Genomic DNA, 21,801 nt, shown 5'->3' with positions numbered 1-21,801 from the left:
GGGGCGCCTACTCGACCGGCGACCGCTCCGCCAACCGCGCGAGCCACCCCGCGGCGGTCGGCCCGTCGAACGGCGGCTCGCGCCGCTGCACGGCGCGCAGCACGGCATCGGCGTCGGCACGAACCCGCGCCACCAGGTCGGCCGGGTAGCCGAAGGCCTCCGCGTGCTCGGCGAACTCGTCCTCGTCGTCGATGAACGCCGGCGCCCCCGCTCGTTCGACGACGTCGAGATCGAGGTCGACGTACGAGACCGTCGCGCCCGAGGCATCCGCTCGCCATTCGGGAACGGTCGCGAGGTCGACGTAGATGCCGAGCCCGCGCGGATGGTCCGCGTTGAACGCGGCCGCCCAGCCCGCGCGAGGGAAGAGCGACACCGAATCCCAGGTCGCGACGAACGCGTTCCCGGGCCGCGCGAATCGCGTGCCCGATGGGAACCCGACCCAGTCGCCGTGGGCGTCGGCGCCGAGCCGGATGCCGTCGAACTCCCAGTGCGGCTGCCCGAGCCACTTCGTCGCGCGGACCCGCACGGGCTCACCGGGCACGCTCGGGGGTGCGGAGGCGGTTGGACGGTCTTCGGGGGCGCTCACCCGACCACCGTATCCGCGCCTACGCTGGAACCCGTGGACTGCTCCTACTTCGACGCCGGGCGCTGCCTCTCGTGCTCGCTCATGGGGCAGCCGTACCCGTCGCAGCTCGCGGGCAAGCAGCGGCATGCAGAGCAGCTGCTCGCCGCCCACGACGGCCTCGACTGGCTGACGCCCGTCGGCAGCCGCGAAGACGGCTACCGCAACAAGGCGAAGATGGTGATCGGCGGCACGACGGCGGCCCCGACGATCGGCATCCTCGACGCCGACGGCCACGGCATCGACCTCGAGGCCTGCGGCATCTGCTCGCCGGGTCACCGGGCGGCGTTCCCCGTGATCGCCGCGTTCATCACGCGCGCCGGCCTCACGCCCTACGACGTGCCGAGCCGCACCGGCGAGCTGAAGCACCTGATCCTCACCGAGTCGCCCGACGGCGAGCTCATGATCCGCTTCGTCGTGCGTTCGACCGAGCCGGTCGGCCGCATCCGCAAGCACCTGCCGTGGCTCCTCGCCGAGCTGCCCAACGCGCGAGTGGTCACGGCGAACGTGCTGCCCGAGCACAAGGCAGTGCTCGAGGGCGAGCACGAGATCGTCTTCACCGAGGCCTCGACCCTGCCGATGCGCCTCGGCGACGTGACGATGCACCTGCGCCCCCAGAGCTTCTTCCAGACGAACACCGAGATCGCCGAGGCGCTCTACGTCGAGGCCCGCGACTGGGTGCGCGCGCTCGCGCCCGACTCGGCGTGGGACCTCTACTCCGGCGTGGGCGGCTTCGCGCTGCACATCGCGGATGCCGCGGCATCCGTCACCGGCATCGAGACCAGCGTCGAGGCGGTCGCGAGCGCCGAGCTCAGCCGAACGGATGCCGCGCTCTCACGCGTGCGGTTCGAATCCGGTGACGCGACGGCCTTCGCCCTCGGCGCCGAGGCGGCCCCCGACCTCGTGATCGTGAACCCGCCGCGCCGCGGCATCGGTCGCGAGCTCAGCGGGTGGCTCGAGGCATCCGACGTGCGCCACGTGCTCTACTCGAGCTGCAACGCCGCGTCACTGGCCCGAGACCTCGAGGCGATGCCGTCGCTGCGGCCGGTGCGCGGGCGGGTGTTCGACATGTTCCCGCAGACGACGCACTTCGAGGTGATGGTGCTGCTCGAACGCGCGACGGTCGCGTAGCGACGCAGGAGCGACCCCCTCGTCGGTCGAGGAGCGACGCAGGAGCGTCTCGAGACCACGCGCCTGACAGCCCGACAGCCCCGCAGCCCGCAGTCAGTGCGCGGCGCCCGCGCGCCCGAGGCAGAACCGGCGAACGGGCTCGGTCGACACGACGCCCGCGAGGCGCGCGTACTCCGCGGCCGCCTGTTCGCGTCGTCCGGTGCGCCAGGCGAGGTCCGCGAGTGCGAGGCTCGCGTCGAGGGCCGCATACGGTGCGGAGCCGTCGGCGAGCGCCTGCAGGTCGACCTGGATGCCGCGCAGCGCCGCCGTGCGCTCCCCCGACTCCGGCGCGAGCAGGCTGCGGTGCAGCTCGGCGGCGAGGCGTCCGGCCGTGACCGACGGCGAGCCCCAGACGCGCTCGAGCGCGCCGTAGAAAGCGACGACGCGGTTCCAGTCGGTCTCGGCGAAGCTCGGTGCCGAGGTGTGCAGGCCGGCGATCGCGGCCTCGAGCACGAACCGCCCGTCGCCGCGGTCGGCCGCAGCCGCCGCGTCGTCGAGGCCGGCCTCAACGAGCCGCCGGTCCCATCGGCTCCGGTCGACCTCGTCGAGCGGCAGCGCGGCGCCGTCGGCGTCGAGGCGGCCGGGGCGCCGGGCAAGACCGAGTCGCACCACGGCGCGGAGCCCGCGCACCTCGGGGTCGTCGGGGTACTCGGCGACGAGCGCGTCGGCGATCGAGAGCGCCTGGCGGCCGAGGTCGTCGAGCGGGCTCCGGGGGTCGAGCACGTCGCGGTGCGCGACGGTGAACATGCCGGCCACGCTCGCGAGCACGACGGGCAGCCGCACGCGGCGCTCGGGCGCCTCCGGCACGTGGAAGCGCCCGCGGGCCTCGGCGAGCGCGCGCTTCGCCCTCGTGAGACGGGCTGCTGCAGCAGACGGCTGGATGCCGAGGTGCGCCGCGATGCGCGGCACGTCGAGCCCGCACACCACCCGCAGCGCGAGCACGAGCCTCGCCTGCTCGGTGAGCGCCGGGTCGCACGCCACGAACAGCAGCGCGACCCGGTCGTCGAGGGCGTCCGCGACGGGCCGATCGCGAGCGGATGTCACGGACGAGGCATCCGGGTCGGCGACGCCCTGCCGCAGCGCGCCCGCGAGGTCGCCAGCCAGGCTCTGCACGTGCCGCTGCTCGACGGCCGCACGCCGCCGGTCGTCGATCCACGCCCGCTTGCCGACGGCGGTGCACCACGCGGCGAGCGACCCGAGCGGGCGCCCGTCGCCGCCGGCCTGGGCGACGGCTCGTGCGATCGCCTCGGCCGCGTACTCCTGCGCATCGTCGAGGCTGCCGGTGAAGGCCGCCAACGCGCGCACGATCCGCGGCCAGGCTTCGACGAAGTCCTCACCCAGGTCGGCGATCGGATCGGTCACGAGATCGGGAACACCTTGCGCCACTCGATGTGGCCGCCGGTCGGCACGAGCGCGGCGATGCGACGGGCGAGCGACTCGTCGTCGGTCTCGACGACGTAGTACCCGGACACGACCTCGCTCGTGTCGGGGTACGGCCCGTCGGAGTAGACCGCGTCCGTCTCGACGCGGTCGCCCGCGCCGGGCGTCACGCGGCCGCCGTGCCGTGCGTTCTGCAGGGCGGAGGCCCCGACGATGCGGGCGCCGAGGCGTTCGACGGCCTCCTGGAACACGCGGTGCTCCGCGAAGTTGTTGTGGGGCTCTCCGCCGGGCACGCCCGTGCCGCCGCCGAGGAACGCATCGGAATCCCAGTCCGGTTCGTGGATCAGGTACAGGTAGGTGTCGGTCATGATCTCTCCTTGGGTCTACGCCCTTGCAGTCCGTGACGAGGTCCGTCACACCATGGTGACGAGAAGACCCTCCGAAAATCGACATCCGGCACGAAATACCCACCGCTTCGAGACGGATCGATCGCCGGGCCCGGCCGGAACGGCGCGGCGGGCGGCGACGGCGATCGGAACGCGAGGTCCGGAACCCGCGAGCCGCCGAGGCGCCGAGGCGCGACGCTGGAACCCCGACCCAGGAAGGCGGACCCCGTGGGCGACGTCAGCACCCTCGTTCCATCCGCGCGACGCCACGTCGCGATCTCACCGGCGATCCTCTACTTCGGCACGCCGGTCGCACTGCTGTCGACCGTCGACGCGGACGGGCATCCGAACCTGGCGCCGAACTCGTCGGTGTGGTGGCTCGGCCAGACGGCGATGGTCGGCGTCGCGGCCAGGAGCCAGACCGGCCGCAACCTCCTCGCCACCGGCGAGCTCGTCATCAACCTCCCCTCCGTGTCGGAGGTCGACGCGGTCGATCGACTGGCCCTCACGACGGGTCGCGATCCGGTCTCGGCGCGCAAGGCATCGGCCGGCTATCGGCACGTGCGCGACAAGTTCCGCGCGGCGGGCGTGCACCGGCTCGCATCCGAGACCGTCGCCCCGCCCCGGATCGCCGAGTTCCCGGTGCACGTCGAGGGCCGCGTGCGGGCGATGCATCCGCTCGACGGCGTGACCGACCCCGGCAGCGCCGACGTCATCGCCTTCGAGATCGAGGTCACGAGGGTGCACGTGCTCGAGCGGCTGCGGATGTCGGGGCACCCGAATCGCGTCGACCCCCGTCGCTGGCGTCCGCTCATGATGAGCTTCCAGCGCTTCTTCGGCCTCGGCGCCGAGGCGATGCCGTCGAGGCTGTCGGCGATCGACGAGGAGTGGTACCGAGGCTGACCACTCTCACTGCCCGTGACGTCGGAAGCGGGTCAGCTGGAACGGCGCAGGGTCGCGGTCAGCTCCTCGAGCTCGGCGATGCGCGACGCCCGGTCGCGGGGCGCGCCGGGCACGCCGGGCCGCTGCTGGTCTGGGCGGGGGCCGTCGAGCGGGCGGGCGTCGACGCCCTGCTCGTCGAGCCACGCGAGGTAGGCCGGCAGGCGGGCCTCGAACGAGGCCCGGTCGAGCGGGCCGCCGTTCCAGGCCACCTCGGCGAAGGCCCCGAGCCGCGGGAACACGGCGTAGTCGAGCCGCTCACGGCTGTCGAGGTGCTCGGTCCAGACGTTCGCCTGCACGCCGACGACCCGCTCGCGCAGGGTGGTCGGCGCATCGGCGGGCACGGGGTCGAACGTCGCGACGTCGGCGAGCGAGAGCACGGTGCCGACCGGGATCGGCTCGTCCGCGGCATCCGACTGCCGGTAGTCGAAGTAGGTCCAGAGGTCGGGGCAGAGCACCACGTCGTGGCCGAGGCGCGCGCCGAGCTCGGCACCGACGGGCCCGCGCCACGACGCGACGACGGCATCGGCGGGAAGAACGGATGCCGCGGCATCCGCACCGCCGGCACCAGCGCCGGCGCCGACGCCACCGCCCGAGCCCTCGAGCATCTCGTCCCACCCGATGACCCGTCGGCCGCGAGCGGCGAGGTGCCCGGCGACCTGCGCGAGGAACCACGCCTGGAGCTCCTCCTCGGTGGCGACCCCGCGCTCGGCCATGAGCTCCTGCGTGCGCTGGTCGTCGGCCCAGCGCTGCTTGCGCACCTCGTCGCCGCCGAACCCGACAACGTCGGAGTCGAACACGTCGCACAGCTCGTCGAAGACCTCGAACACGAAGGCGAGCGTGGACTCTTCGACGTTCAGCACCTCGTCGTTGATGCCGTACCGCGTCCACGGCTCGAGGTTGCGCGCCCGCACGGCCTCGACGTCGCCGACGCCGAACTCGGGATACGCGGCGAGGACGGCCTTCGCGTGCCCCGGCACGTCGACCTCCGGCACCACCCGGATGCCGCGGGCGGCCGCATACGCGACGAGCTCGCGCAGGTCGTGCTGCGTGTACGAGCCCTCATGCGGCACGCCGTCGAGCGTCGAGTCGGGGCCGTGACCGAGCTGGGACTCCGAACGGCGTCCGCCGACCTCGGCGAGCCGCGGATACGCCCGCACCTCGAAGCGCCAGCCCTGGTCGTCGGTGAGGTGCAGCTGCAGCACGTTGAGCCCGTGCGCAGCGAGAAGGTCGACGAAGCGGAGCAGGTCGGGCAGCGGCCGGAAGTGCCGTGCGACGTCGAGCATCACCCCTCGCCAGGCGAACCGCGGCTCGCCGCTGAAGTCGAGCGGCGCGAGCGCGACCGCGACCGGTACCGGCACCGACGAAGACGAAGACGAGGACGAGTCGCTCACGCCCCGGCCGCCAGCTCGCGGGCGCGAGCGAGCGCGGCATCCGTCGCCTCGTCGAAGAGGCGCTCGAGCCCGGCGCCCTCGAGCACGGCGACGGCCCGCTCGGTCGTGCCCTTGGGGCTCGTGACGCGTCGACGCAGCTCGGTCGGGTCGACGTCGGATGCCGCGAGCAGCTCGCTCGCGCCGCGGAACGTGCCCTGCACCATGAGCGCCGCCTGCTCGGGCGTGAAGCCCTTGCCGACCGCGGCTGCGGTGAGCTGCTCGATCAGGTAGAAGACGTAGGCGGGGCCGGAGCCCGAGATCGTCGAGAGCGCGTCGATCTGCTCCTCTGGCACGACGATCACGTCGCCGACGGTCTCGAAGAGGGTCACGGCGAGCGCGAGGTCGTCGTCGCTCGAGCGCGTGCCCGCGGCGACCCCGGTGACCGCCCGGCCGACGAGGGCCGGCGTGTTCGGCATCGAGCGGATCACGGCGACCGTCGACGGCAGCAGCGACTCGAAGGTGGCGACGGTGACGCCCGCGGCGACCGACACGACGACCGCGTCGGGCTCGAGCGCATCGGCGATCTCGCGCAGCAGGTCGGGCACCATGGCGGGCTTCACGGCGACGACCACGAGCTTCGCCCCGGCGACGGCCGTGCGGTTGGCCGCGGCATCCGTCTCGGTGGCGTACGCCGTGACCCCGTCGAGCTCCGCGAGCTCGGCCGCGTTGGCCGCGGACCGGTTCGTGGCGCGGATGCCGCCGTCGATCTCGATGCCCGGCTGCAGCAGCCCGTGCAGGACGGCCTTGGCCATGGATCCGGCGCCGAGGAAGGCGATCGTGGGCAGCGTCACGGGCGATCGATCAGGCATGCATCCCATCCTAGGATTGGGCCATGAGCGCATCAGGCGGCAGCAAGGCGATCGTCGCGGCATTCCTCGCGAACCTCGGCATCGCCATCACCAAGTTCATCGCATGGTTCTTCTCCGGATCGGCATCGATGCTCGCCGAGGGCATCCACTCGGTCGCGGACTCCGGCAACCAGTTGCTGCTCATGCTCGGCGGGCGCAAGGCGCAGAAGGCAGCCGACAAGGAGCACCCGTTCGGCTACGGCCGCGAGCGCTACGTCTATGCCTTCGTCGTCTCGATCATCCTCTTCTCGGTCGGCGGCGTCTTCTCGATCTACGAGGGCATCGACAAGCTGACGCACCCGCACGAACTCGAGAACGCCTGGCTGCCGATGCTGGTGCTCACGATCGCGATCGTGCTCGAATCCATCTCGCTGCGCACCGCGGTCAAGGAGTCGAACCACGTGCGCGGTCGCCAGAGCTGGGTCCAGTTCGTGCGCCGGGCGAAGGCGCCCGAGCTGCCCGTCGTGCTCCTCGAAGACGTCGCGGCCCTGATCGGCCTCGTCTTCGCCTTCGCCGCCGTCGGGCTCACCGTGATCACCGGCAACCCGACGTTCGACGCGATCGGCACGCTCCTCATCGGCACGCTCCTCGTGGTCGTGGCCGTCGTGCTCGGCATCGAGACGAAGTCCCTCCTCGTCGGCGAGGGCGCGACCGACGACGACGTCGCCAAGATCGAGCAGGCCATCACCGCCGGCCCCGAGATCGAGCGCATCATCCACATGAAGACCCTCTACCTCGGCCCCGACGAGCTGCTCGTCGCTGCCAAGCTCGGCTTCGCGTCCGACCAGTCGCTGCTCGAGGTCGCGGCCGCGACGAACGTCATCGAGCAGCGCATCCGCACGGCCGTTCCCGCGGCCAGGGTCATCTACATCGAACCCGACGTCTGGGTCGACCCCAACCTGGTCGCCCCGCCCACCGACGCCATCGTCATCAAGGGCCTCGAATGACGGATGCCGCGGCATCCGCCCGACGCACCGCCCTCGTGCTGCGGCACGACTCCGCCATCGGCCTCGGCAACCTGGGGCCCACGCTCGAGGCGCACGGCTACGAGGTCGTCACGATCGACGCGCCGGTGACGGATGTCGCGGCGCTCGATCCGCTGGCCGCCGACCTCGTCGTCGTGCTCGGCGGTGAAGAGGGCGCCTACGAGACCGACCGCTACCCCTACCTCGCCGACGAGCTCCGGCTGCTGCGCACGCGCATCGAGGCCGAGGCGCCGATCTTCGGCGTCTGCCTCGGCGCGCAGATGCTCGCCGCGGCGCTCGGCGCGAACGTCTACCCCGGCGAGCGCAAGGAGGTCGGCTGGCTCGAGGTCACGCCGACCGCGGCTGGTTCCGATTCCCCCGTTCGACACTTCGCCGGCGTGCCGGCCGTGCAGTGGCACGGCGACACGTTCGACCTGCCAGAGGGCGTCGAGCGGCTCGCCTCCAGCGACCAGTACGCGAACCAGGCGTTCCGCCGGGGCGAGTGGCTGCTCGCTGTGCAGTTCCACCCCGAGGTCACGGCCCGCATCCACGAGGACTGGCTCACGGCTTGGGGCGACGAGCTGCCCGCGTACGGGCTCACCAGCGCACAGCTGCGTGCGGAGCGCGCGCACCTCGGACCTCGCGCGGAGGCGGCATCCGCAGCCCTGCTCGGCGACTACCTCGACGGCATCGAGTCGCGCGCCGAGGCCGCCGCCTGACCCGCGCGCACGCATCCACGCAAGGCATCGCACGCACGGCATCGCACGCGATTCAGGCGAAGGACGCCGGATCAGGATGGAATCGCGTGATCCGTCCTGAGCCGGCGACCTTCGCCTGATCAGACGTTCGCCTGATCCGGCACGTCCCTCCGGATCAGGCGCCGCCGACCGGCTCAGAAGTGCGTGCCGCCGTCGATCCGCACCTCGGTGCCCGTGACGAACGCGCCGTCATCGCTCGCGAGCATCGCGACGACGCCGGCGACGGCCTCGGGTCCGGCGAAGCCCTGCGTGATGGCGGGGGCGAGCTTCATGAACAGGCCGAAGTCGGCGTCGGCGGGAAGGCCCGGGCCCTGGCTCTGCTTGCTCTCGCCGGATCCGTCGGTCATGCCCGACGAGATCGAGCCCGGCTGCACCGAGTTGAAACGGATGCCCTGCTTCGCGTACTCGGCCGCGAGTGCGTGGGTCATGGACTGCACGCCGCCCTTGCTGGCCGCGTAGGCCGACATGTACGGGTGCGCGAACGCCGCCGACGTGGAGCTGAAGTTCACGACGGCGGAGCCGTTGCCCTCGAGCAGCGCGGGGATCGACTCGCGGATCATGAGGAACGTGCCGACGAGGTTCACGTCGATGACCTGCCGGAACTGCTCGAGGGTCGTCTCGTGGGTGTGCGAGGAGCGCAGGATGCCGGCGGCGTTCACGAGCACGTCGAGTCCGCCGAGCGCGGCGACGGCCGCGGCCACGCCCTCGCGAACGGATGTCTCGTCGGAGATGTTCACGACGACGGTGGTGAGGCGCGTGCCGGTGCCACCGGCCTTCGCAACGGTGTCGGCGAGGCCGGCCTCGCTCACGTCGGCGGCGACGACCGTGCCGCCTTCGGCGAGGATGCGGAGGACGGTGGCCTGGCCGATGCCGGACCCTCCTCCGGTGACGAGTGCGCGGCGACCTTCGTAGCGGTTCATTGCTGGCGACCTTTCGAGTCCGATGGTGATTTCACAACACGCTACGCCTGCATGACACGTTGTGCCACTTCGGCGTGACGCGTCACCGCGGCATCCGATCGCGTACGCTTCGAGGGTGGACGAGAAACCCCCGACGCTGACCGAGCGTCGCAAGGCCGCGACGCAGCTCGAGCTCGCCCACGCGGCCGCCCGCCTGTTCACCGACCGCGGGGCCGACGCCACCACCGCCGAGGAGATCGCGGCCGCAGGGGGCGTCGCGCTCCGCACGTTCTACCGCTACTTCCGCACGAAGGAGGATGCGGTCGCGCCGCTGCTCACCGTCGGCGCCGACCGGTGGCAAGCGCTGCTCGCGGCATCCGACCGCTCGCTCGACCCCCTGACCGCGATCGAGCACGCGATCGTCGAGGCGCTCACCCCGACCGCCGACGAGACCGACGGCGCGCACTGGATGCGGGGCCTCCTCCGGGCGGGTGTCGACGACCCCGCCCTGATGACCGTCTGGTACCGCGTGAACCGCGAGTCCGAGGCGAAGCTCCACGGCGTGATCGCCGAGCTCTCGGAGCCCGCGATCGACGCGGTCACCACCCGGCTGGTCGCCGCAGCGGCGACCGACGCGATCCGCGTCGCATTCGAGACCTGGGCCGAGTCGGATGCTCCTCCGCACGGCCCCGCGGCTCCCGCAGCGCTCGCAGCGCAGAACTTCAGGCGCCTCTCGGCCGGACTCAGGGACGCCTGACCGGATCTCCGAAGAAGTCGAGCAGCACCTTCGCCGCGGCATCCGCCTCGACGCCGGCGAAGACCTCGACGCGATGGTTGAGGCGCCGGTCGCGCAGCACGTCGTAGAGCGAGCCGGCCGCCCCCGCCTTGTCGTCCCAGGCGCCGAAGACCACGGTCGGAACGCGCGCGGCGAGGATCGCGCCCGCGCACATCACGCACGGCTCGAGGGTCACGACGAGCGTGCAGCCCTCGAGCCGCCACTCGCCGTGCACGGCCGCCGCATCGCGCAGGGCCAGCACCTCGGCGTGCGCGGTCGGATCGCCGGTGATCTCCCGCTCGTTGTGCCGGGCGGCGATGATCCGGCCGTCGGCGTCGACGACGATCGCGCCGACGGGAACGTCGCCCGTCGCGGGCGCGAGCGCGGCCTCGGCGAGCGCGGCACGCATCCACTCGCGATGGATCGGCTGCTCCATCGGCCCTCCCTCTGCAATGACGCTGCGAACTAGACTCGAGCCTATGCGAGTCCACGTTGCCGACCACCCGCTCATCACCCACAAGCTGACGGTGCTCCGCGACGTGAACACCCCGTCGCCGGTGTTCCGGTCGCTCGTCGAGGAGCTCATGACCCTCCTCGCCTACGAGGGCACGCGCGGGGTGCGGGTCGAGCCGGTCGACATCGTCACGCCGGTGGCGCCGACCACGGGCCTGCGCATCGCCGAGCCGAAGCCGCTGATCGTGCCGATCCTGCGCGCCGGCCTCGGCATGCTCGAGGGCATGGTCAAGCTCCTGCCGAGCGCCGAGGTGGGCTTCCTCGGCATGGCCCGCAATGAGGAGACGCTCGAGCCCACGACGTACGCCGAGCGCCTGCCCGACGACCTCTCCGACCGCCAGTGCTTCGTGCTCGACCCGATGCTCGCCACGGGCGGCTCGCTCGCGGCCGCCATCCAGTTCCTCCTGAAGCGCGGGGCGACGGATGTCACGGCCATCTGCATCCTCGCGGCGCCCGAGGGCCTCGCCTTCATCGAGAAGGAACTCGAGGGCCACGACGTGACGATCGTGCTCGGCGCCCTCGACGAGCGCCTCAACGAGCTCGGCTACATCGTGCCCGGACTCGGCGACGCCGGCGACCGCCTCTACGGCACGGTCTGACCCGCCGCGTGCACCCGTGACCGCCCGTCGCGCCCGGCGTCGGACTCCTCGGTGACATCTGGCGCACGCACAGGCTATGCTCCACGGCACCCCGGCCTCTCGCCGAAGGATCTTCGGCTGATTCGCCCCATGCCGAGATTCAGACGTAGATCATTTTTTTTACGGTCTCGATTTCGCAGGTTCTTCTGCAGCAGAGGTCGGGTCGGCTGATCCTCCCGGATGCCGGTGTGCAGCCTGCACCGTCTGCGCCGTCACGATGCGTCACGCGACCGTCACGGATTGACACATCGGAGCCCGTCGGATTGACTATCGCTCATGACTGACACCGCACGCACCCTGACCGCCCCCGAGGCTCTCAGGACGACCGGCATGATGATGTCGGCGCGTGCGCCCATGTGTTGTCGAATGTGCCGCTGACCGCGACCTGACCGCCGAGTCGCCGTAGCCGATCACCTCTTCGATCGGCAGCGACTCCCGAACCCCGTTCACCCGGGTTCGCACTCCGGCCCTCCGGCCATCGCTCCACCCCGTCATACGGGGTGTTCGCTGCACCTTCTTCACGCAAGGAACCCATCATGTCGCTCGCTCTCGCTCCCGTTCGCACCACGACCACCATCGACCGCACCGCGGCCCCTCGCATCAGCGGCTCCGCGATCCGCAGCGCGGCCCCGCTGCAGGCGCCGTCGCCGACCGCCGCACCCCTCGCCGACCGGGCCCCCCGGGTTCGCGCCGTACCCGAGGGCACCGAGGCCCGCGGCTTCGTGCTCTACGTCGGCATCGACGAGACCAAGGCCGACGTCGACGGCACCACGCTGCACCGCATCGTCGAGGCCCTCCGCGCCCTCACCGGCGAGATCGCCCCGTCGGCCGAGACCTACGCGGCGGTCGCCCTGGCTCCGGCCGGAGCCGGCGGTCGCGACGTCGACGTCGTGCGCCTCGCCCTGCAGGACCCGGCTGCGCTCGCGAAGCAGCGCGACGCCGGCGACGCCCGCACCGATGCCGACCGCCACCCCAACGGGGTGATCATCGACATCTCGCGCAAGCGCGTGCTGCTCGACGGCGAGCCCGCCGGCCTCACCTACAAGGAGTTCGAGCTGCTGCAGTTCCTCGTGCTCCGGGAGGGCCGCACGATCGACCGCCACGAGCTCATCGACAACCTCTGGGCGGGCGAAGAAGAGGTGCCGAGCGAGCGCACCATCGACGTGCACGTGCGTCGCCTGCGCTCCAAGCTCGCGCACTACCAGGACATCGTGCGCACCGTGCGCGGCGTCGGCTACCGCTTCGACCGTCACGCCGACGTGTCGATCCGCCAGGCCTCGACGCCCTCGCCCGACCTCTACTGACGCGCGATCCGGCCGATCTCGGGGAGGCGCACCCCCGCGGTGGGCGCGTCGCGCGCGGTCTCGCCGTCGACGCCATTCGAGCGGCCTGGGCGCCTCGATCGGGCGCTCGGTGGGCGCTCGGTGGGCGCTCGGTGGGCGCTCGGTGGGCGCTCGACGGGCGCCCGGAAAAAGGTTTCCGAAAAATCACAGATTGATAACTAGCGCCCGTTACCTATCCGTTATATATTCGTTGTGCACCGACTGTTTGCTGTGGCGGTCGGTGTGGAATGTGATTGCAGGACACTCTTGGTGCAAGGGTGAGGGTCGGACGTCAGCCTCTACGTCCGGCCCTCATCCATTTCCGGGCCTGACCCATTTCGAGCACTCGGTTGCCTATTCTGGATACCGAGTCCCGACGCCGCATCGCATCACCGCTTCGCGCCGCCGCGGACTCCGTCGCGGAACATCGAGCCGAAGGAGTCGCGTGACCGACCGAGTGATCGCCGTCACAGCCTGGGAATCCCTCTTCCGGGCGCAGGTCACGGTGATGCGCGCCCTCGCAGACACCTTTCCCACCGGGCTCATCTCGCTCAACGAGTACGACGTGCTCTTCAACATCTCGCGGTCGCCCGGCCGCCGCCTGCGCCTGAAGGACCTCAACCGCTCCGTGCTCATCAGCCAGCCGAGCGTGAGCCGCATGCTCGACCGCCTGGCCGCCCGCGAGATCGTGACCAAGTCACCCGACCCCGACGACGGCCGGGGCACCATCGTGGCCATGACCGACGAGGGCTTCGCGCTCTACCGGCGCGTGGCCCTCGAGCACATGGTCGCCATCGAGCGCAACGTCGCGGCCGGCCTCGACGACGAGGAGCTCGTGGCGCTCACCGACCTCTGCCGTCGCATGCGGCTCGCGATCGCCGACCCGCTCGTCGGCGAGTCGGCCGAAGCCCGCTCCTGACGGCCGCCTGAAGCAGGCGAGCACGCCCCGCTCGTGGTGCGGGACAGTGGGACGGGAACCCTACCTCCCGCCCCACTGCGGCCTCTCTGGAGGCCTCCCCCAGCCGAGCGACCCGAACTGAGCTCGGCGAGGCTTTCCAGAGGGAAAAGGGATCATTTCCTGATCCCCGAACCACGCAGGGCGGATCGGTCGGTTCGGGCCGACTCTGGGCTGATCGAATGCTATCCCCGCGTGCGCCCGGGGCACATCGCCCCGAAAGAGGGCCACTTCGCCGCCGCTTCGCGGGCCGTCGAGACGTGACGGCCTGCGCCCGTCGAGCAGGGCTCCGCAGAGCCGGTGCACGCACTCGCTCAGAGCCGGTCGACGCGCGCTCAGGGCCAGTCGACGGATGCCTCGTACTCGGCGTGGTGGCGCAGGTACTCCGCGATGAACGGGCACCGGGGCACGATCCGGAGGCCACGGGCCACGGTGTCGTCGAGGGCGAACTTCGCGAGGCGGCTTCCGATGCCCCTGCCGCCGAACGCCGGATCCACGATGGTGTGCGTGAACGTGACCGCCGACGGCGACGAGACGAACACCGCGACGCCGGCCTGAGCCCCGTCGACGGTCACGACGTAGCGGCGCGCGGCATCCTGGCGTTCGATCTCGATGACCTCCTCGCGCGCACCGGCGCGCTCTGGAGCACCTTCGGCGGCATCGCCGACGGGGGCTTCGTTCTCGATCGGTTCGGGTCGGCCGGTGTCGCTCATGCGCTGAAGCTCCTCAACTCGGGGTGGGTTCCAACTCTGCACCCTCGGGCGGCGCGCCACTGCGCGCGCCATGCGCGACATCCGGTCCGCGAACGCGCGCGACGAGGCGCGCTGCGCCGGCGCGGGCACCGAGCCGCGCGGAGGCGCGAGCGGGCGACGGATGCGACCCGGTAGGGCCGGCGGGTCCGGTTGACGCCTCGGTCATCGCGGCGTGCACGCGACGGGCGACGGTGCGATGCGCGACGTGCACGGCCGCGAGCGCCGCGCCCGCGGCATCCGTCGCCGTCGCCGTCGCCCTGATGGTGCCCGGCTCGCGCGACATGACCGTGATGGCGATGAGCCAGATGAAGATGAGCGAGAACGCGATGATCTCGAAGACCGTGAGGCTGAAGATGTGAAGTCCGTCGTAGAGCACCATCGCGCCCGCCTCGACCACGACGAAGACGACCGACATCACGATGAGCCGCAGAGGCGCGGCCGGCACGAGCAGCCGCATGCCGAGGGCCGGTACGGCGAAGCACACTGCGGCGCCGAGGGCGAAGCCGTTGTGCAGGACGGTCGCGGTGTCGATCGGCACGAGTCCGACCCCGGCGAGGCAGAGCCCGAGCAGCACGATGAAGACGCGCAGCGCACGGATGCCGCCGGCCGGGGCGCCGAAGCGGGGCGAGGCGAGTCCGCTCGTCAGCGCGCGGGCCAGCATGACCATGGCGAGCCCCGAGAGCACCGCGCCGGCGTTGAACGAGAAGGCCGCCGCGTCGTCGGTCGTGCCCAGCGTGCTGAAGTTCAGCGCCCACCACGGGCCGGTGCCGGTCAAGCTCATGCTCGCGATCGCGCCCGCCGCGAGCGTGAGCGCCGCGAGGTTGAAGGTGCGGTAGGCGTGATCGTGCACGGCCACCCGATGCAGGCAGAAGACCGCGAGGGCGAGCCCGCCGCCGAGCACGACGGCGACCACCCACTGCCCGCCGGGCACCGGATTGAAGGCCGCGGCCGAGAAGTGCACGCCGAGGGCCGCGACGCCGAACCAGGAACCAGCGGCGAGCACGGCGCGGTTGCCCGGCGTCGAGCGGATGCCGAGTCCGTGCATGAGCTCGACGCCCGCACGCGACGCCGAGGCGATCGTCAACGCCACGAGGACCCCGACCGCAGCGCAGACGCCGATGAGGATCGCGCCGGCGTGGCGATCGTGCCATGCCGCGTCGACGGGCGCGTCGAATCGCGGGGCGAACAGCTGGAACACGGCAATGCCGATGAAGAGCGAGATGAGCGTCGTGAGCACACGTCGCATGACCGCCGCGGTGGCGTGGTCGCGGATCTCGTCGAGACGCCGGCGGGCCTCGCGGCGCTTGGCGGCGGCATCCCGTCGGTCTTGGACAGGAGACCGGTCCTGGCCGTGCTGCCGCTCGTGCCCATCGACGGGGCGCCACGGCGCGGTCACGGCTCGCTGACGGGTGCGTCGGGCATCTTCGCCCGCCCCGCCGGGCATCGGCCGCTCGTCGATGACGGCGGTCGCCACTGCCGACGCCACCCGATGACCCCCTGTGAACCGTGCGGCCATACTCCGAGCCTTCGCGGTCGGCTTCCACAACTGTGCACATGAGCGTAACCGGACAGACCGGCACCGCCTAGCCCGGCCGCCGTCGATGGAGGCGGTGCACAGCGAATCCACAGGATGCGGAGACTCCCCTCCGCACGCACGAGGGGACGCGCGTCGCGAATCGAGAACGACCGTGTTCCCGTGTTACGTCGCGCTGCGTCACGTGGGGACTTGCTTCGACATGACGGTTGTCGGCCCGCCGCGCACCCTCATAGATTCCCGGATGATCCAGTCCCCATCTCTCGGAAAGAAGGCGTGATGCAGACCCTCGTACTCCTGGCGCTCGTCGGGTTCGCCGCCCAGCTCGTCGACGGCGCGCTCGGCATGGCGTACGGCGTCACGTCCACCACGCTGCTGCTCGCGATCGGGGCCAACCCCGCCGCGGCGAGCGCGTCGGTGCACCTCGCCGAGATCGGCACGACCCTCGCCTCCGGCGCCTCGCACTGGCGGTTCGGCAACGTCGACTGGAAGGTCGTGCTCCGCATCGGCATCCCGGGCGCGATCGGCGCGTTCCTCGGCGCCACCGTGCTGTCGTCGCTGTCGACCGATGCCGCGAAGCCGCTCATGGCCGGCATCCTGCTCGCGCTCGGGGCCTACCTGCTCGTGCGCTTCACGTTCCGCGCCCTGCCGAAGGTCGACTCGGCGAAGCCGCTGCGCCTCCGGTTCCTCGCACCGGTCGGCCTCGTCGGCGGATTCCTCGACGCCACCGGCGGCGGCGGCTGGGGCCCGGTCGGCACGCCCGCCCTGCTCGCCTCCGGTCGCATCGAGCCCCGCAAGGTCATCGGCTCGATCGACACGAGCGAGTTCCTCGTCTCGGTGGCCGCGAGCATCGGCTTCTTCATCGGCCTCGGCGCCGAGGGCTTCGACCTCGGCTGGGTGCTCGCGCTCCTCGCCGGCGGCGTCCTCGCCGCGCCGCTCGCCGCCTGGCTCGTGCGCAAGCTGCCGCCTCGCCTGCTCGGCTCGCTCGTCGGCGGGCTCATCGTCTTCACGAACGCACGCACGATCCTCATCACCGCCGAGGCGTCATCGCTCGTGACCAACTCGGTGCTCATCGCCATCGTCGTGATCTGGGCCGCAGCCGTGGCCTTCGCGGTGCGCACGCTGCGCAACGACCGGCGGCTCGAGGCCGAGGCCGGCGCCTCCGACGCAGCCGCCGATGCCGACGTGGTGACGGATGCCGCGACGGCCGGCTCCACCGACGATGCGGTCACGACCGATCAGCGCCTGGTCGCCGAGAACGCGGGCCCTACGGGGACCGACCCGCGCTGACCCGACGGCACGTCGACACGAGGCCCCCGATCCGCGGATCGGGGGCCTCGCCCGTTCGTGTCAAGCCCGTGACGCGCGGGCGTCGCACCACGTACGGTCGCAGGATGAGCGACACCGATCTCCCCACCCCGCCCTCGGACACGCCCGACGGTTCGACGAACATCTCCGATGAGCGCAAGCGGTACACCGAGCAACTGGGTGACGGTTCACCGACCGGCCACGCCACGGAGGATCCCGAGCAGGACACCGACACCGCCTCGGGCGGCGACCCCGACGACGAACGCGATCCCGACGCGCCCACCAAGCCCGAGGACGTCGATCTCGAGACGGGCACGGACGCCGACGGTGCACCCATCGAGAACCCATCGGGCGGATGAGACCGCCGCGCGACCGCACGCAGGTCGCGCACAGGTCGCGGGGCCGCATGCTCGTCTTGCAGCCGCATGCAGGTCGCGCAGCCGCACGCGCCCGGGAAACGAAGAACGGCCCGCCGAAGCGAGCCGTTCTGCACTGTCTCAACCAGTACTGGTGCATTGCACGTGCGCCCGGAGGGATTCGAACCCCCAACCTTCTGATCCGTAGTCAGATGCTCTATCCGTTGAGCTACGGGCGCGTATGTTGAGTTTGGTGCTGCTCTGCGCTGTGTCCAGCAGCAGGCAACCCCGTTACTCTATCCCACACTTCGCGCGGGCGCCAATCGAGCGCGAGCCGCCCCGACCGTTCACAGCGACCGCTCAGCAGTCGGCCGCAGCGCGTCGAGCGCCGTCAGTTGCCGCTTGAGCGCGACCTGACGGTACGAGGTCTCGATGAGCTCGGCCAGCAGCTGCCAGTCGGTGTGCGGGGCGTCGAGGTCGGTGCCGACCCAGTGGTTGCGGTCGAAGTACGGCACGCCGTAGAAGCGCTCGTCTTGCACGAGCGCGCGGTGCTCGTCGGGGTCGGTCTTCACGACGATCGAGAACGGGCGATCCATGCTCGCGCCGAGGTACGTGAAGATCGGCTTGGCCGCACGGAACGTCGGCCGGCCCCACGCCTCGACCTCGACGGCCTCTGGCAGCTCGAGGCAGAGGCCCCGCACGCGTTCGACGAGCGGATGCCGCGGGTCGACGACCTGGGGATGCTCCACGGCGGGCAGCCTACGCCCGCCCTGCGACATCCGTCATCCGTCACCCGGGCCGTCACCCCTTGACCGCACCCCCGAGTCCGGCCGAGCGCAGGAACACGCCCTGGAAGACGAGGAACAGCGCGACTGGGATGAGCGTCGAGATCGCGAGCGCCGCCAGGAACACGTCGAGCTCGATCGACTGCTGCACCGCAGGAAGGCGCACCGAGAGCGGCTGCACGGCGGGGTTCGGCAGCACGAGCATCGGCCAGAGGAAGTCCTTCCACGCGGCGATGATCGCGAACACCGACACGACCCCGAGGATCGGCTTCGACATGGGCAGCACGATCGACCAGAACAGCCGGAACGGTCCGGCGCCGTCGGTGCGCGCGGCCTCGAACACCTCGCGGGGCAGGGCGTCGAAGAACCGCTTCACGAGCAGGATGTTGAACGCGTTCGCCGCGGCGGGCAGCCACACGGCGAGGTAGTTGTTCAGCAGCGAGACGTCGCCGAGCAGCGGCGGGTTGACGATCGTGAGGTAGAGCGGCACGAGCAGCACGACGGCCGGGATGAACATGGTCGCGAGGATCGCGCCGTTCAGGATCGGCGCGTACTTCGGGCGCAGCACCGACAGGGCGTATCCGGCGGTCGTGGCGACGACCAGCTGGAACGCCCACGAGCCCGCGGCGATGACGATCGTGTTCCAGAAGAACTGGTCGATGTGCACGTCGTTCCACGCCTGCGGGATGTTCGCCCAGTCGATGCCGTTCGGCCAGAGCGCGAGGGGCTGGCGCAGCGTGTCCTGCGTCGGCGTCACGGCGGCCTTGGCGAGCCAGAGCAGCGGTCCGAGGCCGGCCACGACGAGTCCGACGAAGAGCACGAGGTGCACGCCGGACATGCCGACCTTGATGCCCCGCTTCTTGCGCTCGGAGTCCGAGACGATGCCTCGGTCGCCCTGCTCGTCGTTGCGCCGGGCGCGGCGCCGGCCGAAGACGCCGCGGATGCCCTCCGCGGCGTGCGGCGCGTCGACCCGTTCGAAGACCTGGGGCTGGGTCGTGGTCATCAGGAGCTCCAACGTTCGGTGAGCTTGAAGTACAGCCAGCTGAGCAGGGCCAGCACGACGGCGAGCATGACGCTCAGGGCGGTCGCCTCGCCGTAGTCGCCTCCGAGGCTGTTCTGGAAGGCGTAGCGGTAGATGAGGAGCAGGATCGTCACGGTCGCGTTGTTCGGCCCGCCGCCCGTGAACAGGTAGGGCTCGAGGAACACCTGCGCCGTGCCGATGATCTGCAGGATCAGCATGATGAAGAGGATGCCGCGCAGCTGCGGCAGGGTGACGTGCCAGATCTTGCGCCAGATCGAGGCGCCGTCGACCTCGGCCGCGTCGTACAGCTCGGGCGGAACGCTGAGCAGCGCGGCGAGGTAGATGATGATCGATCCGCCGGCGGCGGCCCAGGTCGCCTCGAGCACGAGCGACGGCATCGCCGTGGCGGGCGACTGCAGCCAGGGCTGCGGCGGGATGCCGACCCAGCCGAGGATCGTGTTAAACAGGCCCGTCGGGCTGGCGTCGAAGAACACCTTCCAGAGCAGCACGGCCACGACCGGCGGGATCACGACCGGCAGGTAGGCCAGTGCGCTGTAGAAGCCCTTGCCGCGGCGCACCTCGCTCATCAGCACGGCCATGATGATCGGCAGCGGGAACCCGAAGAGCAGCGCGAGCCCGGCGAAGTACAGGGTGTTGACGACCGCGGTGCCGAGCAGGGGGTCGCTCAGCACGTTGGCGAAGTTGTCGAGGCCGACCCACGTCGGCGGGTCGAGCAGGTTGGTCTTCTGCAGGCTCATGATCACCGACTGCACGATCGGCGACCAGCTGAAGAACCCGAAGACGAAGAGCATCGGCGCGAGGAACACGAGCGTCGAGAGTCCGCCGCCGCGCACCCAGGTGCGGAGGTTGCGCGTGCGTTTCGGGCGATCGGATGCCGCGGGCGGCACTGGATCGCCCGCAGGCGGGGTGGTCGCCGGCGGTTTCGCGGTGAGGGTCATCGGTGATCCTTCATCGGGGACGGAGGTGGGCGGGCGTGGTGGGTCTCGAGACGCTGCGCTCCTCGACCGGCGAGGGGAACGCCGGTCGAGGAGCGCTGGGCGCGGATCGAGACCTGCGGTTCCTACTGGTCGAGCAGCGCCTGCGCGTCGACGTCGGCCTTCGCGAGGAGGGCGTCGATGTCGGCGTTCTGGTCGGTGAGCACGGCCTGCACGACGGTGTCGAGCAGGGCGTAGATCTCCTGCGTCTTGCTCTTCGGCTCACCGACGGGGGTCTGGTCCCAGACGCCCTCGATGAACGGCGTCATCTGGTCGCGCGGCACGTTGATGTACGGCTCGATCCAGGTGAGCGACTGCTCGTACGTCTCGCGGTCGAGCACGGGCAGCACGGGCGTGCCGACGGCCTGGTCGCTCTCGGAGAGCGTCTTGGCGTCGAGCACCGCGGCGTCCTCGTTCAGGAGCTTCTGCATGTAGTACCAGTCGATCCAGGTGACGGCCGCGGCCTTCGTCTCGTCGTCGACCGTGGGGCTCACCACGGCGATGTCGCCGCCGCCGAGCGTGCCGCCGCCGTTCTCGACGGGCACGACCGTGAGGCCGTAGTCGTCGGGGTTCAGCGAGAAGTCGCGCACGAGCGCGGTGTAGACGTCGGAGCCCGACGAGTACATGCCGATGTTGCCGGCCGCGAACTCCTGGTTGATGGTGCCCCAGTCGAGCAGCATGTTCGAGCCGAGCGAGTTGTCCTCCCAGCGCAGGTCGTGCAGGAACTCGAGCGCCGACTTGGTGCCGTCGTTCGCGATGGTCGACGTGTAGGTGCCGTCGCCGTTGTCCTCCTGGATGCTGCCGCCGCGCGCGACGCTCGCCGCGGTGAGCTGCCAGCCGCCGGTGTTGTTCTGGGTCATCTCCATGAAGCCGGCCTTGCCGGTCTTCTCGGAGATGGTCTTCGCGGCCTCGCGCACCTCGTCCCACGTGGTCGGGGGGTTGTCGGGGTCGAGTCCGGCCTCCTCGAAGAGCGTGCGGTTGTAGTGCAGGCCCATCGCGTACGCCTGACGCGGGAACCCGTAGATGCGGTCGCCGTCGGTGACGGCGTCGAGGATGATCGGGTTGAACTTGTCGGTGTAGCCGAGCTCGTCCATCTCGTCGGTGACGTCCATGAGCTGGCCGTTCTCGAGCAGCGTCTTCGAGTCGGTGAACGGCACGGTGAACACGTCGGGCAGGCTGCCTCCGGCGAGCTGAACGGCGAAGGTCGGGCCTTCCCACTCGTACTCGACACCGATGATGTCGATGTCCTCGTGCTCCTTCTCGAACTGCTTCTCCTGCTCGGCGAAGGCTGTGTACGCGGCCTCGTCGGCCCCGGGCGGGAACGTCGCGACGCGCAGCTCGGTCTTGCCGCTGTCGCTCGAGGCGCCCGCGCTGCAGGCGGCGAGCGAGCCCACCATCGCGAGCGCGGCGAGGCCGGCGATCGCGACTGTTCTCGGTGACTTCATTG

23 protein-coding genes and 1 tRNA gene are annotated in these 21,801 nt (G+C 71.1%); 10 read left to right on the top strand and 14 right to left on the bottom strand.

Annotation, left to right across the window (positions count from 1 at the left end; all coding sequences use genetic code 11):
- Positions 1-7: 7 nt before the first annotated feature.
- Positions 8-586, bottom strand: a complete 579-nt coding sequence (locus ASE68_RS02420) for a DUF402 domain-containing protein (protein WP_162238235.1) — start codon at positions 584-586, stop codon at positions 8-10.
- A 33-nt stretch (positions 587-619) separates the two neighbouring features.
- Here ASE68_RS02420 and rlmC point away from each other — a divergent pair, with 33 nt between their 5' ends.
- The gene (gene rlmC / locus ASE68_RS02415) at positions 620-1,753 is read left to right on the top strand and encodes a 23S rRNA (uracil(747)-C(5))-methyltransferase RlmC (RefSeq protein ID WP_055854838.1); all 1,134 of its coding nucleotides are present in this window, start codon (positions 620-622) and stop codon (positions 1,751-1,753) included.
- Between the two features lie 93 nt (positions 1,754-1,846).
- Here rlmC and ASE68_RS02410 read toward each other — a convergent pair whose 3' ends face one another.
- Together ASE68_RS02410 and ASE68_RS02405 are read right to left on the bottom strand one after the other, a co-directional pair.
- Positions 1,847-3,154 carry a DUF6596 domain-containing protein gene (locus ASE68_RS02410; RefSeq protein ID WP_235480741.1) on the bottom strand — a complete coding sequence of 436 codons (1,308 nt, stop codon included), beginning with the start codon at positions 3,152-3,154 and terminating at the stop codon, positions 1,847-1,849.
- Positions 3,151-3,540, bottom strand: a complete 390-nt coding sequence (locus ASE68_RS02405) for a YciI family protein (RefSeq protein ID WP_055854835.1) — start codon at positions 3,538-3,540, stop codon at positions 3,151-3,153. The genes ASE68_RS02410 and ASE68_RS02405 overlap by 4 nt, the downstream gene beginning before the upstream one ends.
- 246 nt (positions 3,541-3,786) lie before the next feature.
- Here ASE68_RS02405 and ASE68_RS02400 point away from each other — a divergent pair, with 246 nt between their 5' ends.
- Positions 3,787-4,461 (top strand): flavin reductase family protein, encoded by a 675-nt coding sequence (locus ASE68_RS02400; RefSeq protein ID WP_055854832.1) that lies wholly within the window; start codon positions 3,787-3,789, stop codon positions 4,459-4,461.
- Positions 4,462-4,493: 32 nt separating this feature from the next.
- Here ASE68_RS02400 and ASE68_RS02395 read toward each other — a convergent pair whose 3' ends face one another.
- Positions 4,494-5,858, bottom strand: coding sequence for a beta-N-acetylhexosaminidase (locus ASE68_RS02395; RefSeq protein ID WP_157421499.1), 1,365 nt, complete (start codon positions 5,856-5,858; stop codon positions 4,494-4,496).
- Between the two features lie 29 nt (positions 5,859-5,887).
- Positions 5,888-6,739: a pyrroline-5-carboxylate reductase gene (gene proC / locus ASE68_RS02390; RefSeq protein ID WP_055854825.1), complete on the bottom strand. Its 852-nt coding sequence runs from the start codon at positions 6,737-6,739 to the stop codon at positions 5,888-5,890.
- 23 nt (positions 6,740-6,762) lie between these two features.
- Here proC and ASE68_RS02385 point away from each other — a divergent pair, with 23 nt between their 5' ends.
- Together ASE68_RS02385 and ASE68_RS02380 are read left to right on the top strand one after the other, a co-directional pair.
- Complete coding sequence (locus ASE68_RS02385; RefSeq protein ID WP_055854821.1) at positions 6,763-7,725, top strand: cation diffusion facilitator family transporter; 963 nt, start codon at positions 6,763-6,765, stop codon at positions 7,723-7,725.
- On the top strand, positions 7,722-8,462 hold the full coding sequence (locus ASE68_RS02380) for a glutamine amidotransferase (RefSeq protein WP_055854818.1): 741 nt from the start codon (positions 7,722-7,724) through the stop codon (positions 8,460-8,462). The genes ASE68_RS02385 and ASE68_RS02380 overlap by 4 nt, the downstream gene beginning before the upstream one ends.
- Positions 8,463-8,635: 173 nt before the next feature.
- Here the strand turns inward: ASE68_RS02380 and ASE68_RS02375 are convergent, their stop codons facing one another.
- Positions 8,636-9,421: an SDR family NAD(P)-dependent oxidoreductase gene (locus ASE68_RS02375; protein ID WP_055854814.1), complete on the bottom strand. Its 786-nt coding sequence runs from the start codon at positions 9,419-9,421 to the stop codon at positions 8,636-8,638.
- Between the two features lie 115 nt (positions 9,422-9,536).
- On the opposite strand from ASE68_RS02375, the gene ASE68_RS02370 reads away from it, so the two are divergent.
- The gene (locus ASE68_RS02370) at positions 9,537-10,157 is read left to right on the top strand and encodes a TetR family transcriptional regulator (protein ID WP_055854812.1); all 621 of its coding nucleotides are present in this window, start codon (positions 9,537-9,539) and stop codon (positions 10,155-10,157) included.
- Here the strand turns inward: ASE68_RS02370 and tadA are convergent.
- Positions 10,144-10,611: a tRNA adenosine(34) deaminase TadA gene (gene tadA, locus ASE68_RS02365; protein WP_055854809.1), complete on the bottom strand. Its 468-nt coding sequence runs from the start codon at positions 10,609-10,611 to the stop codon at positions 10,144-10,146. The two genes, ASE68_RS02370 and tadA, sit on opposite strands and share 14 nt — an antisense overlap.
- A 43-nt stretch (positions 10,612-10,654) precedes the next feature.
- Here tadA and upp point away from each other — a divergent pair, with 43 nt between their 5' ends.
- The 3 genes from upp to ASE68_RS02350 all read left to right on the top strand — a co-directional run bounded on the left by upp (position 10,655) and on the right by ASE68_RS02350 (position 13,567).
- Positions 10,655-11,287 (top strand): uracil phosphoribosyltransferase, encoded by a 633-nt coding sequence (gene upp, locus ASE68_RS02360; RefSeq protein ID WP_055854806.1) that lies wholly within the window; start codon positions 10,655-10,657, stop codon positions 11,285-11,287.
- 575 nt (positions 11,288-11,862) lie between these two features.
- Complete coding sequence (locus ASE68_RS02355; RefSeq protein ID WP_055854803.1) at positions 11,863-12,630, top strand: winged helix-turn-helix domain-containing protein; 768 nt, start codon at positions 11,863-11,865, stop codon at positions 12,628-12,630.
- 463 nt (positions 12,631-13,093) lie between these two features.
- Complete coding sequence (locus ASE68_RS02350; RefSeq protein ID WP_055854798.1) at positions 13,094-13,567, top strand: MarR family winged helix-turn-helix transcriptional regulator; 474 nt, start codon at positions 13,094-13,096, stop codon at positions 13,565-13,567.
- Between the two features lie 371 nt (positions 13,568-13,938).
- Here ASE68_RS02350 and ASE68_RS02345 read toward each other — a convergent pair whose 3' ends face one another.
- Together ASE68_RS02345 and ASE68_RS02340 are read right to left on the bottom strand one after the other, a co-directional pair.
- Positions 13,939-14,316, bottom strand: coding sequence for a GNAT family N-acetyltransferase (locus ASE68_RS02345; protein ID WP_082461885.1), 378 nt, complete (start codon positions 14,314-14,316; stop codon positions 13,939-13,941).
- Between the two features lie 13 nt (positions 14,317-14,329).
- On the bottom strand, positions 14,330-15,841 hold the full coding sequence (locus tag ASE68_RS02340; RefSeq protein WP_055854795.1) for a hypothetical protein: 1,512 nt from the start codon (positions 15,839-15,841) through the stop codon (positions 14,330-14,332).
- Positions 15,842-16,168: 327 nt separating this feature from the next.
- On the opposite strand from ASE68_RS02340, the gene ASE68_RS02335 reads away from it, so the two are divergent.
- Positions 16,169-17,179 carry a sulfite exporter TauE/SafE family protein gene (locus ASE68_RS02335; protein ID WP_055854793.1) on the top strand — a complete coding sequence of 337 codons (1,011 nt, stop codon included), beginning with the start codon at positions 16,169-16,171 and terminating at the stop codon, positions 17,177-17,179.
- 104 nt (positions 17,180-17,283) lie between these two features.
- Positions 17,284-17,556: a hypothetical protein gene (locus ASE68_RS02330; protein ID WP_055854788.1), complete on the top strand. Its 273-nt coding sequence runs from the start codon at positions 17,284-17,286 to the stop codon at positions 17,554-17,556.
- A 163-nt stretch (positions 17,557-17,719) separates the two neighbouring features.
- On the opposite strand, the gene ASE68_RS02325 is transcribed toward ASE68_RS02330, so the two are convergent.
- From ASE68_RS02325 to ASE68_RS02305, 5 genes are all read right to left on the bottom strand, one after another.
- A tRNA-Arg gene (locus ASE68_RS02325) sits at positions 17,720-17,792 on the bottom strand.
- Between the two features lie 108 nt (positions 17,793-17,900).
- A complete protein-coding gene (locus tag ASE68_RS02320) occupies positions 17,901-18,302 on the bottom strand; it encodes an MmcQ/YjbR family DNA-binding protein (protein ID WP_055854785.1) in 402 nt (133 codons plus the stop codon).
- A 52-nt stretch (positions 18,303-18,354) separates the two neighbouring features.
- Positions 18,355-19,341: a carbohydrate ABC transporter permease gene (locus ASE68_RS02315; RefSeq protein WP_055854782.1), complete on the bottom strand. Its 987-nt coding sequence runs from the start codon at positions 19,339-19,341 to the stop codon at positions 18,355-18,357.
- Complete coding sequence (locus ASE68_RS02310; RefSeq protein WP_200921649.1) at positions 19,341-20,318, bottom strand: carbohydrate ABC transporter permease; 978 nt, start codon at positions 20,316-20,318, stop codon at positions 19,341-19,343. Before ASE68_RS02310 ends, ASE68_RS02315 begins: the two co-directional genes overlap by 1 nt.
- A 122-nt stretch (positions 20,319-20,440) precedes the next feature.
- On the bottom strand, positions 20,441-21,799 hold the full coding sequence (locus tag ASE68_RS02305) for an ABC transporter substrate-binding protein (RefSeq protein ID WP_055854777.1): 1,359 nt from the start codon (positions 21,797-21,799) through the stop codon (positions 20,441-20,443).
- Positions 21,800-21,801: the final 2 nt, after the last annotated feature.

The organism is Agromyces sp. Leaf222 (assembly GCF_001421565.1).
Lineage (GTDB): Bacteria > Actinomycetota > Actinomycetes > Actinomycetales > Microbacteriaceae > Agromyces.
Note: the sequence above shows the minus strand (reverse complement) of the source record. Positions and strands in the feature narration are given on the sequence as shown.